The following is a 17,347-nucleotide window of genomic DNA, read 5'->3' as shown; positions in this document are numbered from 1 at the left end:
CATTTGATCTGGAAAAGTAAACAGAGCAACCTGTTCCTTGCATCGGTTGTTACTATAACTATGCTGGCCTGGTGGTCGCAGGCTGAAGCTTTGCGTTCTCCCGGCTGGCATAACTATAGCAATATCACAACTTTACTTTTACAGGATACTATAAAACAGGATACAGGCTATATTCCCAGCCGAAGGCCAACGTTTACGCCATCCGACAGGCGTGGCAATCCATTCAGCTCGCAGCAGTTCTCGTCTCCCCTTCTTCTGGGCCAGCCCAGCAATATTAAGCTTAATGTAGAGTACGACGACAGCCTGCAACTATACAACATCAACGAAACTATAGGCGACAGCATTCAGTACCGCACGCCTTCGTCGATGACCCTGAAGCAGTTTTCGGAATTGCAGCAACGGCAGGCCATACGCGATTACTGGCGCACCAAATCCGGAGGGTTAGATGGCGAAGACCTGACCAGCAGCCGCAGGTTGGTACCCAAGATCTACATCAGCCCGGTTTTCGACCGTATTTTCGGGGGTAATTTTGTCGACATTCAACCGAACGGTAACATCTCGCTTAAGTTTGGCGCCCGCTTTAACCGTAACCAGAACCCAACTATACCACTTCGCCAGCAGCGCACCGGCGACTTTGAATTCGACCAGAATATCTCTCTAAACCTTGTTGGTAAAGTAGGTGAAAAACTGGCCATAAACTTTAACTGGGACAACAACGCTAACTTCGACTTCGAGAACAACATGAAGCTGGATTACACCGGCTACGAAGAAGAAATAATTAGAAAAGTAGAGGCTGGTAACGTAAGCCTGCCGCTCAACAACTCGCTGATAACAGGTGCCCAGAACCTTTTCGGGGTAAAAACACAACTACAGTTCGGTCGCCTGGGTGTTACAGCCATTGCCTCTAACGTGCGTGGACGTAACGATGAAGTAATCATTCAGAACGGGGCGCAAAATCAGCCTTTCGAGATCCGAATCGACGAATACGACAAAGACCGCCATTACTTCCTGTCTCATTTCTTCCGCGACCGTTACGACAGATCCTTGGCTAATCTGCCATTGGTGAACTCAGGTATTGTAATCCGCAGGCTGGAACTATATGTAACCAACAACAACCGCTCTACAGAGAACCTGCGCAACATGGTGGCTTACATGGACTTAGGCGAACCAGATCCGTTCCGAAACCAGTTTGAGCGTGTAACTACAGCACCAGCCAGCAATGCCGTGAACACACTCTATAGTGTAGTGGCTAATAACCGAAACAATGGTCAGATAGATGAATTTTTACGTGGGCAGGGTTTACAGAAAGGCGTAGACTTTGAGCATGTTCGTGCCCGCAGGTTGGACCCGCGTGAGTATAAGTTTAACCCGCAGCTTGGTTATATATCGCTTAACACCGCCCTTTTACCGGACCAGGTGCTTGGGGTAGCGTTTGAGTATACCTACAACGGCAAAACCTATAAGGTAGGTGAGTTGATGGAGGATTACCAGAACCTGCAGGACCAGGACGTGATACACATGAAGTTGCTCAAGGCGACCAACCCATCGCTGGAATATCCGACCTGGGACCTGATGATGAAGAACGTCTATAGTTTGGATGCTACCCAGGTAAACCGCGAAAATTTCCAGCTGCGTATAGTTTATAAGGATGACCAGTCCGGCGTAGATATTTCAGCGCTTACAGACCAGAGCCCGATACAGGGTGTGCCGCTGGTAGAGGTATTTAACCTGGATAATGTTAATACTAACAACGATAAACCAAACGACGGTAACTTCGACTTTTTGCCGGGCATAACCATAGATCCTGAAACCGGACGCATTTACTTCCCGGAAGTGGAGCCTTTTGGCGACTACCTGCGCGATAAACTGCAAGGCGACCCGGAACTGTCTGAGAAGTACGTGTTTGAGGAACTATACAACCAGACACAGACCGATGCACAGCAGAACAACTCCAAAGCTAAATTCTTTTTAACAGGCCGTTTACAGGCTACCTCAGCAGATGAGATTACACTTCCCGGATTTAGGATTGCAGAAGGTTCGGTAGTGGTTTACTCTGGTGGTACACGCTTAACAGAAGGTACCGATTACCAGGTTTTCTATGACCTTGGCCGCATCAAAATTCTGAACCCGAGTTACATCAGCTCTGCAAGCGACCTGCGTGTAACCTACGAAAAAGCCGAACTGCTTAACATACAGCCACGCGCCCTGTTAGGAGCCCGCTTCGATTACCAGCTTACCGATGACATTAACCTGGGTGGTACCGTACTTCACCTGAGTGAGCAGCCTTACATTAACCGCGTAAGCATCGGCGACGAGCCAAGCAACAACACTATTTACGGTGTAGATATTAACCTGCAGAAAGAGTCACGGTTCCTGACCAAAATGACCGATGCATTGCCGTTGCTGCAAACCAAAGCACCATCCAGCATCACCTTCAGCGGAGAATTTGCACAACTTGTACCGGCCGCTACTAAATCGCCAGCCAACGAAGACGGCACTTCCTACATAGATGATTTTGAAGGATCGGAGACGCCTTATAGTTTGGGAGGATTCAGTAATAACGGCTGGCGGCTTGCTTCCACTCCTGCCCCGCTTGTACCCGGCGAAGGCTTAGCTTATAGTTACAATCGCGCAAAACTGGCCTGGTATACCATAGATCAGATCTTTTACCGCGATGCTGACGGCCTGAAACCGGACAACATTACCGACGAAGAACTGAAGAACCATTATGTCCGCGGTGTATTTCGAACCGAAGTATTCCCGAACCGTGACCCGGAAGTATCTAACAGCTATGAATATACATTTGACCTGGCTTATTACCCGCGCGAACGTGGTCAGTATAACTATAACCCAAGCTTAACATCGCAGGGTTTGCTTTCCGGCGACCCTCGTGATAACTGGGGCGGTATCAGCCGAGAAATAACCTTTGATACTGACTTTGACAACGCCAACATAGAGTACATCGAATTCTGGCTGATGGACCCGTTCATTACAGGTAAGTATGGACGCAAAGATGCGCAGGGCAACCCGATCGCTAACAATACAGGTGGAGAGCTGGTACTTAACTTAGGCAGTATATCAGAAGATATTTTACGCGATAACCAGTATGCTTTTGAGAACGGCCTGCCAACTACAGCAAACAGCCTGCAGAATGTTACCGAAACGATATGGGGCCGCATGACCACACAACAGTTCCTGACCGATGCCTTTACAGGTATACCGGGGGGCCGTCAGTTCCAGGATATTGGTCTGGATGGTTTGAACGATGCCGCTGAAGCAGATTTTTTCAGAAGCTCTTTCCTGAACCAGATACCGGGCACGCCACCGCAAATTGTTGTAGATGACCCGTCGGCTGATAACTTCCTGCACCACCTCGACCCAATTTACGATCAGCAGAACGCAGGCGTACTGGCACGCTACAAGAACTATAACGGCATGGATGGTAACTCCCCGGAGAACAGCCAGTTTGCCAACTATGCCTTCCCGGATAAAGAAGACCTGAACCGCGACAATGTGATAAGCGATGTGGAGCAGTACTACGAATACAAAATAAACCTGCAGCCGGACCAGCTGAATGTCGGCCAGAACTATATCGTAGACCAGGTAACCAATACAGATTCAAGAACCGGCGATGAAGTATCGTGGTACCAGTTCCGTATTCCGGTGCGTCGCCCTACAGGTAATGTAGGTAACATCAGCGGTTTCAAATCTATCCGTTTTATGCGTATGTACATGACTGAGTTCCAGGACCCGGTTGTATTGCGCATGGTGCAGTTCCAGTTTGTGGCAAACCAGTGGCGTGCGTTCCAGCAGCCGATTACTGAAGGCCGCCCTTGCTTAACCTGTACCGACGATGCCCGCTCTTTTACGATCTCGACAGTAAATATTGAAGAGAACGGGGAAGCAAGCGCAGGCATCATTCCCTACAGAGTACCGCCAGGCATTGAGCGCTTACGCGACTACGCCTCAACAAACAACCGCCGCCAGAATGAGCAGTCGCTGCAGTTGTGCGTGGAAGACCTGAAAGATTCGTTCTCGAAGGCAGTTTATAAGAACGTGTCGATTGACATGCTGATCTATAAGCGCCTAAAAATGTACATCCACGCCCAGACACAGGACCCGAATACACAAACCGGCGATGTGCAGGCATTTGTAAGGTTGGGCACAGACTTTACCCAGAACTATTATGAGTATGTAGTGCCGTTAACTATAACCCCACAGGGTAGCTCTACCACCAACGAGATCTGGCCACAGGAGAACATGGTTGATATTTCGCTGGAAGAACTGGTGAATGCAAAGGTTGCCCGTAACCGCATTGCCGGTTATAATAAAACCATCCCTTACGAAGTACAACTTGGCAATGGCAAGATCATCCGTATAGTTGGTAACCCTGATTTCAGCGAAGTGCAGGGCGTGATGATCGGTATGCGAAACCCTTCTCAGGCAGGCTCTGATGCCAGACCACACTCGCTTTGTATGTGGGTAGATGAGCTGCGCGTAACAGACTTTAAAAACAGCAGCGGCTGGGCAGCCAATGCAAGAGTTAACACCAAACTTGCCGACTTTGCCAACCTTACCGCTACAGGTGCTTACACTACAGTAGGCTTTGGAGGTTTGCAACAGAAAATAGCGCAGCGTGCCCGCGAGAATACTGCCCTGTTTGATGTAAGTGCCAATATAGTTGCCGATAAGTTCCTGCCAGAAAAATCCGGCGTTAAGATACCGTTGTCGGTACAATACGGAACCTTAAACAGCGAACCGCAGTTCGACCCGCTGGATAAGGATGTACCTCTGGAGCAGTCGCTGTCACGGTTTGATTCAAAAGAAGCGCGAGATGAATACCGAAAGGAAGTAACTACCCGCGAGACCCGCAAGAGCTTTAGTTTACTGAACGTACGAAAAGAGCGCACTGACCCGAACGACAAAATACGTCCTTACGATATCGAGAATATCTCGCTGAGCTATGCCTATGCTGAACGCCTGTTTACAGACATTGAGACGGACCGCGATTTCACGAAGACCTACACTGGGGGCATTGCTTACACATACAACAACACCACGGCTAAGAACTATGCGCCTTTCGAGAAGAGCCAGGCACTGAAATCGCCATACCTTCGCCTGATAAAGGACTTTAACTTTACGCCACTGCCAAGCAGTTTTGCTTTCCGTGCTGACCTGGACCGCCGTTACAACGAAACGTTCCTGCAGCGCCGCGACCCTGTTACCGGCCTTACCACTACCCGCGGTATCGAGCCAACCTTCCAGAAGTATTTCTACTTCAACAGGATCTATGACATGAAGTGGGACATTACCAAGAGCCTGTCGCTGGACTATACCGCTACCAACCGCGCTGTAGTAGACGAACCGGATGACCGTATCAACAATGAAATAGACTCGCTGCAGTATAAGAACGACATTATCTGGGAGAACCTGAGCCGTGGCGGACGTACCACTAACTTTAACCAAACTATAGCTGCCAACTATAAACTGCCATTAGATAAATTTCCGCTGGTAGACTGGATTGGTGCTGAGACCCGCTATGCCACCACTTATATCTGGACGGCAGGTTCTACGGCATTGAACAATGATGCTGATTTCAGATTAGGTAACACTGCTGAGAACAACAAAGAATTTACTGTTAATGGCCGCCTGGACCTGGTTAAACTATACAACAAGGTAAAATTCCTGAAAAGCGCCAACACACCTGCCGCACCGGTGCCTGTACGCGCTGCTAATGATACAACAGCCAAAGCAGCACCGAACAATAAAGTGGTGAACTCTATTGCCAGGTTCCTGATGATGGCCCGCTCTGTTAACTTTACTTATCTGCAGAACAAAGGCACCATGTTACCGGGCTACCTGCCAAGCACCAGGTTCCTGGGTTTTGAAGAAGGTTTTGATGCACCGGGTCTGCCGTTTATACTTGGCAAGCAATACGACCTGGACCAACTATACAACCGCGCAGCAAGCAACGGCTGGTACACGGACAGCAGCCAATACCTGAACACCCCACTTAGTGCTATAGTTACCGAATCGTTTACGGCACGCGCCAATCTGGAGCCTTTTAAAGCTTTCAATATTCAGGTGGATGTAACACGAAACATGTCGGAGATAAACGAGGTTTTCTACCGCAAGGAGTTTGACGACTTTGGCAATATAAGTGACGAGGCACAGCGCCAGAATCCGATCACGACAGGCGCATTCAGTACATCGTTCATGGCACTGGGTACTATTTTTGAATCTGGTGAGGCGGGAGTTTCGGAAGCGTTCGAGAACTATATCCGTTACCGTTATGCCATACAGGATAAGCTGGCCGCTGCTAACCCGGCGGCTGGTACTGAGGGCTACACCCTGAACTCGCAGGATGTGTTGATGAATGCCTTCCTGTTTGCGTACCAGGGTCGTAACGTAGATGGCTACAAAGCAGAGTCGAAGAGCCCGTTCAGCAGGCTGCCGATACCAAACTGGCGCGTAGACTATAACGGTTTGTCAAACCTGCCTTTCTTCCAGCAATGGTTCAGCCAGGTAAACTTAACCCATGCATATAGCTCAACTTATAACATTACCAACTTTACCACCTCGCTGGCCTACGAAACAGAACCAAACGGCTTCCCGACGCAGGTAAACGAATTTGGCCAGATAGTGCCTTATTATATTGTGAGCCAGCTTACCGTGGCCGAAAGACTTGCGCCATTGCTGGGGGTAAACTTTAGAACTAAAACAAACCTGACCGGCCGCCTGGAATACAAAGTAGAACGCAACCTGTCGCTTAACCTGACCAACGCACAGATAACCGAAACCAACGTGAAAGATTATGTGATCGGCCTGGGCTATGCCACTACAAACTTCAGAATTCCGATACGTATTGGCGGCCAGCGCAAAGTTCTGGAAAATGAACTGAACATGCGACTGGACTTCTCGGTTAGAGATAACCAGACCGTGCAGCGTGCCATTGCCCGCGACGATCAGGGCGTGGAAAGCAGCCAGAACCAGATCACCAACGGAACGCGCCAGCTGCAGCTTCGCCCAACTATAGATTACCTGATAAGCGAGCGTGTAAACATCCAGTTCTATGTGTTGCGCACGGTATCAGACCCTAAAATATCTACCTCTTTCCGTAACAGTGTAACCGAAGGCGGTATTCAACTTAGAGTTAGTTTGCAATAAAATTTTAGCATTACAAAAAACACTGTATTTTTGAGCCAGTCATTAACAAACAGATAGAAGCAATGAATTTACCTGAGAACCTTAAGTATACGAAAGACCACGAGTGGGTACGCATCGAAGGTGATGTAGCTATAGTTGGCATCACTGATTTTGCACAAAGCGAGCTTGGCGATATAGTTTATGTAGACATCGACACGGTTGACAAGCAGATCAACAGAGAAGATGTATTTGGTACTGTAGAAGCAGTTAAAACGGTATCTGACCTGTTCAGCCCACTGAGCGGTACTGTACAGGAGTTTAACGGCCAGCTTGAAAACAGCCCTGAGCTTGTAAACTCTGACCCGTATGGCGAAGGCTGGATCATTAAGATGAGCATTGACAACACCGCTGAGGTGGATGAGTTACTTACAGCTGCTGCTTACCGCGAGCTGATCGGCCAGTAATTTACCTTACAAGGTTTGATACTACGCTACAACCTTTTTACAATAATTTGGGCAGCAGTAATTTTACTTACCACGCTGCTGCCCTCATCCTCCATGCCTTCGGTTTCCGTCTGGGACCTTATTTCTTTCGATTCTTTTGCACACGCCAGCATGTTTGCGGTGCTATGCTTCCTGATGATCGTAGGCCTTACCAAGCAATATACTTTACCGAAACTGAAGCATTACGCCATCAGGATGTCCTTATTCGTTTCCACGATGTTCGGCATTGCCATTGAGATATTGCAGTTTAGTGTGGTACCGGGCCGCAGCGCCGAGATAATGGATATCGTAAGCAACAGCATTGGCTGCCTGATCGGTATCGTATTCTTTCGCTGGATCTATACCTGGTAAATAAGCCTGAATTTCGGCTGAGCCTTTTTATATTTAGGCCATGAAGCCACTTTTCCTGATCCTTATAGTTTGCCTGTTTGCCCTGCCGATGCAGGCGCAGGATATGCCGCGTGTACGCCAGACCCTCGATACGCTTACAAGCCCTTATTTTCATGGCCGTGGGTATATTTTTGAAGGCGATGCGAAAGCTGCCAACTATATTCGCGGCAGGTACAAAGCAGCCGGCTTAAAACCTATCTCTGGCTCTTATTTCCAGGAGTTTACCATGCCTGTTAACCGGGTAACGCAAACTCCTGAACTTATAGTTGATGGCACCAGGCTTATACCCGGAACAGACTTTGTAGCCAGTGCGAACACAGCCAGCGGGAAAGGAAAAGCAACTATAGTTTGCCTCGATACATTAGTGTTTACAGATGCTGCTGCCGCTCAGAAATTCTTCTCCCGGGATCTCCGAAAGAAAGCATTAGTATATCCTCAGAAATTCAGGAAGCAACTATGGGAACTGCCGGAACCTTACTTGCAGAAAATCTTAAGTGCGAAACTTCATATTATACTTCAGCCCAAGAGCCTGCTTACAACTGTAGCCGCCACCCCTGCCCCGGTACCTCTGCTGGAAATAAAAGAAACTGCCTGGCCCGCAAAAGCACGAAAAGTAAAATTCAACATCAAAGCTGAGTTTACGCCAGCCTACCAAACCCGAAATGTGATCGCTATTATTCCCGGTACGGTTCAGCCAGATTCTTTTATAGTTTTCACGGCGCATTACGATCACCTTGGCGGGCAAGGCAAAGACATTTACTTTCCGGGGGCAAATGATAACGCCAGCGGTACCAGCATGCTTTTAGAACTGGCCGAACACTATAGCAAACCAGAGAACAGACCCAACTATAGCATCGCGTTTATGGCTTTTGCGGCCGAAGAGGCTGGCTTGCTGGGCTCATTCCATTACACCAATAACCCGCTTTTCCCGTTACAGAATATCCGCTTTTTAGTTAACCTGGATCTGCTGGGTACCGGCGACGATGGCATGATGGTAGTGAACGGAAGCATACACCCTAAAGAATTTGAACTGCTGCAAACTATAAACAAACAGCAGAGTTACCTGCCACAGATAAAAATGCGTGGCCGCGCTGCCAACTCCGATCACTTTCCTTTTTCGGAAAAAGGTGTGCCTGCATTCTTCTTTTATACCTTAGGTGGAACAACTTTTTACCACAACACCAACGACCAGCCAGCGCAGCTTCCTCTTACCAGGTTTAAAGAAGTTTTCAGGCTGATAACTGATTTTGCCGGGGCCTTGCAGGGCAAAAAGTAAACCGCCAAACTATAAACCTGTTGTTACAACATTAAGATTATAGCCACTGACAGCTGTTTTAAATTGTAAAATTGATTGCCAATGATTACATTGTATACCTCAAATTAATAAAGTGACCCGGTTGTAACAGTTTTTACGAAGTGCCTGTGAATAAGCGTTTGAAATGCCCGTTAAATGTGCTGCAGTTGGTTACATGTGTTGGCTTGCTATTTTGTAGTGCGCAGCTAAATGCACAGCAGATCTCATCTCAGAAAACAGGTGTTACCAAACTGAAACGTATCGCGCCCGGGCTGGAAAAGAGCATTCAGGAATCCGGAAGTAAAACAGTGCGGGTACAGGTTAAAAATAAAGCCCAGCTCCTGACCTGGCTCGCCGAGAACAACTATAACGGCACGATTACACAAACCACGTCATCGGCACAGATCTTTACGCTCACTAATATTTCTGGTAAAACGCTGTTGCAGTTAGCTAGTTCAAGGGTAGTTACCTATATCGACAAGCCAAACAGACAAGCCAAAGTAGAAATAGAGTTGAAAGACGCGGATTTTACTGTTAACAACATCTATGCTATCCGCAGCTTATATCCACTGCTGAATGGAAGTAACATGGCCGCTTCGGTAAAAGAAGAAGCTTTTAACCCCAACGATATTGACCTGAAAGGACGTGCCCTCTCCCCTGAATCTTTCGGAGGTTCCTTTACAGCGCATGCCACCACCATGGCTACCATTATAGCAGGCGCAGGCAACTCAGGCCCCAGGGGTAAGGGCATAGCCGACCATGCCAAACTTGCTTATTCTGATTTCGTAGCCCTTTTTCCGGATAACAGCCAGGCTTTACTAAACAAAGGCATCAGTTTACAGAACCATTCTTACGGTGTTGGTGTGGAGAACTACTATGGCCTGGAGTCTGCAGCTTACGACCGCGAAACGTTTCAGAACCCTACGTTGCTGCACGTTTTTTCGTCTGGTAACAGCGGCAACAAGGCTGATGAAGAAGGTAACTATGCAGGTATAACCGGCTTTGCCAACTTAACTGGGCAATTTAAAACATCTAAAAACACACTGAGTGTAGGCGCCCTTGAGCCAACCGGGAAAATAGGTTTGCTAAGCTCTAAAGGTCCTGCTTACGATGGCCGTGTAAAACCTGAACTGGTAGCATTTGGCAAAGGCGGTACGTCGGAGGCAGCAGCTGTAGTATCGGGGGTGGCCTTACTGGTGCAACAGGCCTATAAAGAACAACATAGCGCATTGCCTTCAGCAGCACTGGTAAAAGCAACTTTAATAAACAGCGCTGACGATGCCGGCAGGCCGGAAGTTGATTTTGAAGCCGGGTTCGGAAACACAGACGCCGCCGGAGCCATCAGAACGATACAGGAGAACAGGTTTATAGTTGGTGAAGTAACAGATAAAACCACGAAGCAGCATTCGATCAGTGTTCCGGGAGGTACGCAAAAGTTAAAAGTAACCCTTGTGTGGCACGACGTTGAAGGTAACCCGGAAGCATCTAAAGCTATAATCAACGACCTCGACCTGACACTTACAACTATAAACGGCCAGGTTCTGAAGCCTTGGGTACTGAGCAGTTACGCACACGCCGACTCGTTGCAATTACCCGCAAAACGCCGTGAAGACCACCTGAACAATGTAGAACAGGTAACTATAGAACTGCCTGCAGCCGGCACTTACCAAATAAATGTATCTGGTTATGATGTGCCGCAAGGGCCGCAAAACTATAGTTTGGCGTATGAATTTGAGACAGGCACAGAATGGGTTTATCCAACTATAGGTGTAAGTCTGCAGGCTAATAGTGTTAATCGCATCCGCTGGAAGCATGCAATACCCGGCGAGAAAGGCAAACTCGAATACAAACTAAATAACAGCACAGACTGGCAACTGATAGCTGACAACATTGATCTGGCAACTGCCTTTTTTGACTGGAATGCACCTGATGCCATCAACAAAGCACAGTTACGACTTACTACGCCCAACGCAACTATACTATCCGGCGATTTCTTACTGACCAAGCAGCTGAAGCTAAAAGTAGGCTATAACTGCGATGACCAGGTAATGCTACACTGGGCCAAATTGCCAAATGTAGCACAGTACAAATTATACCAGGTTGGCAGCACGCACCTCGAACCCTTCCTGACCACAGCGGATACCCTGGCTTTGCTGAACAAGAACCAACTGCAAGCCTTGCCCGAGTTCATAAACGTTGCTCCTTTTATAGACGGCACCCAGGCTGAGGGCAGCGAAACGGTAGCTTTTAACCAGATGGGCATTGGCTGCTATATCAAAACGTTCCTGCCTTACCAGTTCGTAACCGATTCTGTGGACCTTCAACTAGAGCTAAGCACGCTTTATAAGGTTGCCTCGGTTACTTTGGAACGTCTTGTTAATGGCAATTATACAACAGTCCAGACTATAGCCCCCGTTATACAACTAGCTCATACATTACATGACAACTCCCCCGCTTTAGGCAAGAACCTGTATCGTGTAAAAGTTACTACTGCTGATGGCAAAAATTTCTATAGTCAACCCGAGGAAGTAGTTTATGCTGATGCCAACTTTGTTCAGGCCTACCCCAACCCAATCCCTGCCGGCGAAACCCTGTCCGTTGCTGTAGCCAGCGGTGTAGCCATCGTGCAGTTTTATGATCAGTTAGGTAAGCTTGTGTATGAGTCGGAAGAATTTGGCATGATAAAGCAGGTTCCAACTGCTGGTCTTAAGAGTGGCTTGTATATTCTGCGTTTGAAGACCGAATCTGGTAATTATGTTGCCGGCAAGGTCTTAGTTCTATAGTTTGTCTTCCTGTCATTTCGAGCATTAGTCGAGAAATCTTATGTGTTCTTCAAGTTTTCTTTTGTCATTTCGACGTTAGGAGAAATCTGAGTTCTATAGTTAGACCTGTTCTGACTTGAACCAAGCTATCCTTTCAAATTAACTATAATCCTGGGAGCTTTACTCACCCATAGTTTCAATCCAGCTTTGGTGCTCTCGGGCCGAGCGGCCCCGTTTTCCTGTTCAGCGCTGTGTACATTTCCTTCGCTCCTACGTCGCGATGCCTGCGGCACCAGAAATCTACAAGGCGCCTCACAGAAAAACTGATATCTTTCTCATAGCAACCGCCTGTTTTTAGTTTTAACCGGTAAGCTTCGACATTTATCGTGGCTGTATTTCCGTAGGGACAGGTCGCGACCTGTCCGCTCTAAAGGCTGTAACTATAAAACCATAGTTTGGGAATTGGTAAGAACCAAAAATTCCCCTCTTGGGAGGGGCTAGGGGTGGGTTATTAGGCTGCTAACGTAAAAGCATCCCCCTACACCCCCTTCAAAGGGGGACTTAAATCTTTGCCAGAAATCCCCGCCTTAGACAAGTCTAAGATCCCGAACTTGTTTCGGGGGAGGGGTTAGACCACGTCAGCTATGATACTATAGCCAGCGATATTGGCAATTCTTGTCCCTACCGGGCCAGTTGAGTCAGGAGACTCAACGCCATACCAAGTCACGAGCCTGGAGACTCGCGCCGGCATTATCAACTATAAAACTATAATCTATATTAAACTCCCTTTCCAGTTTTGGGTTAGGGGCTCTCTTTAAAATAGAGGGTTGGGGTGAGGAAATGTCACAAAACCCACACATAAAACCCCTATAAAGCAGAAACAGCTCCCGCCTTTCGGCAGAAGCTGTTTCTGTTGTTTTAAGGTGTAGTTAGAGTGAACTTAAATACTAGTATAAGTAGTTAAGAGCAGTTTTGTCGTTTGAGTTGAACGGACGGTTCTGGCCAGATCCGATACAAGCAAGCATCCAAGAGTTTGGATCCTGTGTAGTTGGAGTACCTGGGATGTGAACAGCACCTACAGTAGAAGCACCTTCGTTAGCATAAGAACCACCACAAGAATAAGAACGGTCCATGTAATCCGTGTGACGGAAACCGATGCAGTGACCGATCTCGTGTGCAAGGATAGTAGCGAACCAAGCCTGGTTAGGGTTTTCACCAATGTAACGGGTAGCTATCTTGATGTTGTTATGAGGATTACCATTTGAAGTTGGGAAACCAGCAGAAGCCAGGTAACGAGCTGACTTAGGAGCTGCTTCAAGATAGATATCACCACCAGAAGATACACGGCTCATAGTGATTGTTAAGTTCTCAGCATTGTAACGAGCGATAGCTGCATCCAGAGCTGTTACATAAGTAGCAGGAAGGGTAGGATCGATAGACAAAGTAATGTTACGACCTGTACCTGCATTTACAAGGTTAGTAGTGCGGTACTGCTCAGACTCACCAACGCGAAGCGCTTTTGTGTTATGTGCACCAGTAAGGTCACCTTCAGATAAGAAGATATCACCTTCTACTACATAACCGCCTTCAACTTTCTCAACATTCTTGTTGTAGAAGCCAAGCTCAGAGATTCTGCTCAGTGTGCTTTCAGATACTGTGTCCTGAGTTGTTATTTCTTCATCCTGCTGGCAAGATGTGAAACCAAAGGCTGCTACCAGAGCGCCAACAATTAGTAAACGATTTACTTTCATAAAAATTTTTAGGTGTTAAAGTTAAACATAATTGAAATGTAGAAATTCAATTATTACACTCCAAGCATTTAAACCAATTTTTTAACGTGTTTCAACATCGATCTTACAACATTAAATTAGTTATATCCTATATTTACAAATAGTATAATTTTAACAATAATATCTGAGTTAAAACATCAAATAAATGCTATGCTTCGGCAATCTTGCTGTTTAAACACCTACATTTTTGAGCTACATCGACTAATAACCTTCTTTGTATGCTTTCTGAAACTTGTGTATTGGAGGATTAGCTGTTGTTTTAAAGACCGGCTATACCAAATTTCTTCGACTTAAGCCGAGTTTGCCATCTCGATAAGAGGAGAGATCTATTTAGAACATCCATAAAGACACCTTAAATAGATATCTAACTTAAATAGGCCCTCTACCCCAATTCGAAATAATAAGCTTAGAAAGTAAAAAACCTTGAGTTGATGGCATTGCATCTATATATGTTGTAACAAGCAAAGAGGTACATTATAAGTTAGCTGTACCAGCCATAAAACAGAAACAGCTCCTACCTTGTGGCAGGAGCTGTTCCTTTATTTAATACCAGCAACTAAGCTCTAATATAAGTAGTCAAGCGCAGTTTGGTCATTTCTATTAAAAGGGCGGTTATCGCCAGAGCCTATGCAAGCAAGCATCCATGAGTTAGGATCAGCACCTGTTGGCGTGCCCGGGATATGGATAGCACCTACTGAAGAAGCACCTTCGTTAGCATAAGAACCACCGCAGCTATACTGTCTGTTCATGTAGTCTGTATGGCGGAAACCGATGCAGTGACCGATCTCGTGGGCAAGGATAGTAGTAAACCAGCCTTGGTTAGGGTTGTTGCCAATATAGCGGGTTGCTACTTTAATGTTGTTATGCGGATTACCATTTGTAGTCGGGAAGCCAGCGGAAGCAAGATACTGGGCATTTCTGGGTGCAGCCGTGATGGTGATGTCAGCACCGGAAGACACACGACTCATTGTAATTGTTAAGTTCTCAGCATTGTACCGCGCAATGGCTGCATCTAATGACGCTCCGTAAGAAGAAGGCAATTTGGAGTCTAATGATATCGTGATGGTACGACCACCATTTGCATTTACCAGGTTAGTAGTGCGGTACTGCTCAGACTCGCCCACGCGAAGCGCTTTTGTGTTATGCGCAGCAGTAAGATCAGACTCCGACAAAAAGATATCGCCTTCTACTACATAACCGCCTTCAACTTTCTCAACATTCTTGTTGTAGAAGCCAAGCTCAGAGATTCTGCTTAGTGTGCTTTCAGATACTGTGTCCTGAGTTGTTATTTCTTCATCCTGCTGGCAAGATGTGAAACCAAAGGCTGCTACCAGAGCGCCAACAATTAGTAAACGATTTACTTTCATGGTGTTTTAAGGTGTTAAAGTGAGAGATAAAAAAATCTAAGGCTTACATATGCATCTATAAGTCTTTAGATCAATACATTACGCATTAATCCTTAAAAGAGACAAAAAATAAAAAATTAATTTAAGACTAACCAGTTGAATAATTTCAACAACAAATTAATGTTTAAACACGCTGTAACCGGAATTCTGCCACTGATACTTGCTGGGCCATATTGTATACATAAAGCCTGAAAACTTACGCCAACAAAAAAAGCAGCCTGCCGCTTACAGTTGCGACAGGCTGCTTTCAGTTACCAGAAACTATAGTTATAGTATGTTGTTGATCTGCTCTTTTATCTTCTCCAGTTCTTCTTTCATTTCTACTACGTGGTGCTGTATGGTAGCATCGTTTGCTTTAGAGCCGATCGTGTTTATCTCGCGGCCAATCTCCTGCGATATAAAGCCCAGTTTTTTGCCGGTTGGCTCAGGCAGGTAAACCGTCTCGGTGAAATAGTGCAGGTGGTTTACTAGTCGTACCTTTTCTTCAGCAATGTCCAGCTTCTCCATATAGTACACCATTTCCTGTTCAAAGCGGTTCTGGTCATAGATCTCTGAGGATGACAGTTCTGCCATGTGCCCTTTTATGCGGTTACGGATCTGCTCCATGCGCACCGGGTCGTGCTTCTCTATTTCGGCCAGCAGTATCCTAATCTTATCTATATACGACATGATCTCGGCGGTAAGGGCTTTACCTTCGTCGTTCCGGAAATTTGTGATCTTTACTAATGCTTCCTGCACCAGTGGCTCTACCTGCTCCCACTCCGCGTCTCCGCCTGCTTCTTCAACCTGGTCCTGTAACAATACATCCGGCATGTGCAGCGCCAGCCTGAACAGGTCGTTCTTAGAACCACCTACAGCATCGGCAGCCTCATTAAGCTCGCGGTAATAGGTCTGCAGCAACTCTTTATTTATAGTGTTTTTAGCTTTCTGGGCTTTATTCTTCACATAATCCACACTCACGCTCACCTTGCCCCGTATAAGCGCCTTTTGCATCAGGTTCCTGATCTCGTATTCTTTATCTGACAAAAACCTCGGTAGTCGTACACTCAGGTCCATGCTTTTAGAGTTTAGCGATCTGATCTCTACTGAAATACAATATTGGTCTGTGTCGAGGCGGGCACTTCCGAACCCGGTCATGGATTGCAACATAAGCTAATTGTGTTTGTATGAAGGCAAATTAACTATAAATCTTCGTTTTTACGTCAGTTATAGTTTAAAAGCTACCGAAAGGCTGCTGCGCAACTATAACTTGTATCTATTTTTATTTACCTTTGATGTATGAAATTTGGTGTAGTCGTTTTCCCGGGGTCCAACTGCGACCAAGACCTGGTAGATGCCCTAAGCGTGGGTATGCAGCAGGAAGTTGTAAAACTATGGCACAAAGACCACGACCTGCAGGGTTGTGATTTTGTACTGTTGCCAGGCGGATTTTCGTACGGTGATTACCTGCGTTCAGGCGCTATTGCCCGCTTCTCTCCTATTATGCAGGAAGTGGTGCAGCATGCCAACCGCGGTGGTTATGTAATGGGTATCTGTAACGGTTTCCAGATACTGACCGAGGCTGGTTTATTGCCTGGTGCGCTACTGCCTAACGTAAACCAGAAATTTATCTGCGACAACGTATACATAAGGCCGGTTACTACTAACCTGTTGCCCACACGCAATTTGGACCTGGATAAAGCCTACAAAATACCGGTAGCACACGGCGATGGCCGCTACCATGCCGACAAAGACACGCTGCGCAAACTGGAAGACAACGACCAGATTATGTTTAAATACAGCAGCAACATTGCCGACACCCACGAGATCTACAACATAAATGGTAGCTTACTGAACATTGCCGGCGTAGCCAACGAAAAGAAAAATGTATTTGGCATGATGCCACACCCTGAACGTGCTGTAGATCCTGAATTAGGAAACACCGACGGCCGCGCCATTTTCGAATCTATTCTGAATATGGTGAACGCGTAAATACAGCAATTAACTAAACTATATTTACAGAAGCCCCGCTTGCTACAACAGGCGGGGCTTTTTATACCTGCTACTACACTAGTTT

9 protein-coding genes are annotated in these 17,347 nt (G+C 46.6%); 6 read left to right on the top strand and 3 right to left on the bottom strand.

From position 1 onward, the window contains the following. Positions 1-3: 3 nt before the first annotated feature. The 5 genes from sov (at position 4) to ABS362_RS14885 (ending at position 12,116) form a co-directional block, all read left to right on the top strand. Positions 4-7,167: a T9SS outer membrane translocon Sov/SprA gene (gene sov, locus ABS362_RS14905; protein ID WP_350413303.1), complete on the top strand. Its 7,164-nt coding sequence runs from the start codon at positions 4-6 to the stop codon at positions 7,165-7,167. 62 nt (positions 7,168-7,229) lie between these two features. Then, complete coding sequence (gcvH, locus tag ABS362_RS14900) at positions 7,230-7,610, top strand: glycine cleavage system protein GcvH (RefSeq protein ID WP_350413302.1); 381 nt, start codon at positions 7,230-7,232, stop codon at positions 7,608-7,610. Positions 7,611-7,625: 15 nt separating this feature from the next. Next, positions 7,626-8,000 carry a VanZ family protein gene (locus ABS362_RS14895; RefSeq protein WP_350413300.1) on the top strand — a complete coding sequence of 125 codons (375 nt, stop codon included), beginning with the start codon at positions 7,626-7,628 and terminating at the stop codon, positions 7,998-8,000. Between the two features lie 40 nt (positions 8,001-8,040). Further along, the gene (locus ABS362_RS14890) at positions 8,041-9,315 is read left to right on the top strand and encodes a M28 family metallopeptidase (RefSeq protein WP_350413299.1); all 1,275 of its coding nucleotides are present in this window, start codon (positions 8,041-8,043) and stop codon (positions 9,313-9,315) included. Between the two features lie 146 nt (positions 9,316-9,461). Beyond that, positions 9,462-12,116 carry a S8 family serine peptidase gene (locus ABS362_RS14885; RefSeq protein ID WP_350413298.1) on the top strand — a complete coding sequence of 885 codons (2,655 nt, stop codon included), beginning with the start codon at positions 9,462-9,464 and terminating at the stop codon, positions 12,114-12,116. A 926-nt stretch (positions 12,117-13,042) separates the two neighbouring features. Here ABS362_RS14885 and ABS362_RS14880 read toward each other — a convergent pair. From ABS362_RS14880 to ABS362_RS14870, 3 genes are all read right to left on the bottom strand, one after another. After that, positions 13,043-13,846 carry a M57 family metalloprotease gene (locus ABS362_RS14880; protein ID WP_350413296.1) on the bottom strand — a complete coding sequence of 268 codons (804 nt, stop codon included), beginning with the start codon at positions 13,844-13,846 and terminating at the stop codon, positions 13,043-13,045. A gap of 602 nt (positions 13,847-14,448) precedes the next feature. Beyond that, positions 14,449-15,252, bottom strand: coding sequence for a M57 family metalloprotease (locus ABS362_RS14875; RefSeq protein ID WP_350413294.1), 804 nt, complete (start codon positions 15,250-15,252; stop codon positions 14,449-14,451). Positions 15,253-15,558: 306 nt separating this feature from the next. Then, the gene (locus ABS362_RS14870) at positions 15,559-16,440 is read right to left on the bottom strand and encodes a YicC/YloC family endoribonuclease (protein WP_350413293.1); all 882 of its coding nucleotides are present in this window, start codon (positions 16,438-16,440) and stop codon (positions 15,559-15,561) included. Positions 16,441-16,569: 129 nt separating this feature from the next. Here ABS362_RS14870 and purQ point away from each other — a divergent pair, with 129 nt between their 5' ends. Then, on the top strand, positions 16,570-17,262 hold the full coding sequence (gene purQ, locus ABS362_RS14865) for a phosphoribosylformylglycinamidine synthase subunit PurQ (protein WP_350413291.1): 693 nt from the start codon (positions 16,570-16,572) through the stop codon (positions 17,260-17,262). Positions 17,263-17,347: the final 85 nt, after the last annotated feature.

Origin of the sequence: Pontibacter populi, assembly GCF_040278685.1 — a bacterium.
GTDB classification, from domain to species: Bacteria; Bacteroidota; Bacteroidia; order Cytophagales; family Hymenobacteraceae; genus Pontibacter; species Pontibacter populi.
The sequence above is the reverse complement of the archived record's forward strand: the minus strand, read 5'-3'. Positions and strand labels throughout refer to the sequence as shown.

Bases quoted from the DNA above. Each gene is read 5' to 3' on its own strand.
- ABS362_RS14890 (WP_350413299.1), top strand. From the start codon at position 8,041: ATGAAGCCACTTTTCCTGATCCTTATAGTTTGCCTGTTTGCCCTGCCG.
- ABS362_RS14875 (WP_350413294.1), bottom strand. From the start codon at position 15,252: ATGAAAGTAAATCGTTTACTAATTGTTGGCGCTCTGGTAGCAGCCTTT.
- ABS362_RS14870 (WP_350413293.1), bottom strand. From the start codon at position 16,440: ATGTTGCAATCCATGACCGGGTTCGGAAGTGCCCGCCTCGACACAGAC.
- purQ (WP_350413291.1), top strand. From the start codon at position 16,570: ATGAAATTTGGTGTAGTCGTTTTCCCGGGGTCCAACTGCGACCAAGAC.
- ABS362_RS14880 (WP_350413296.1), bottom strand. From the start codon at position 13,846: ATGAAAGTAAATCGTTTACTAATTGTTGGCGCTCTGGTAGCAGCCTTT.
- gcvH (WP_350413302.1), top strand. From the start codon at position 7,230: ATGAATTTACCTGAGAACCTTAAGTATACGAAAGACCACGAGTGGGTA.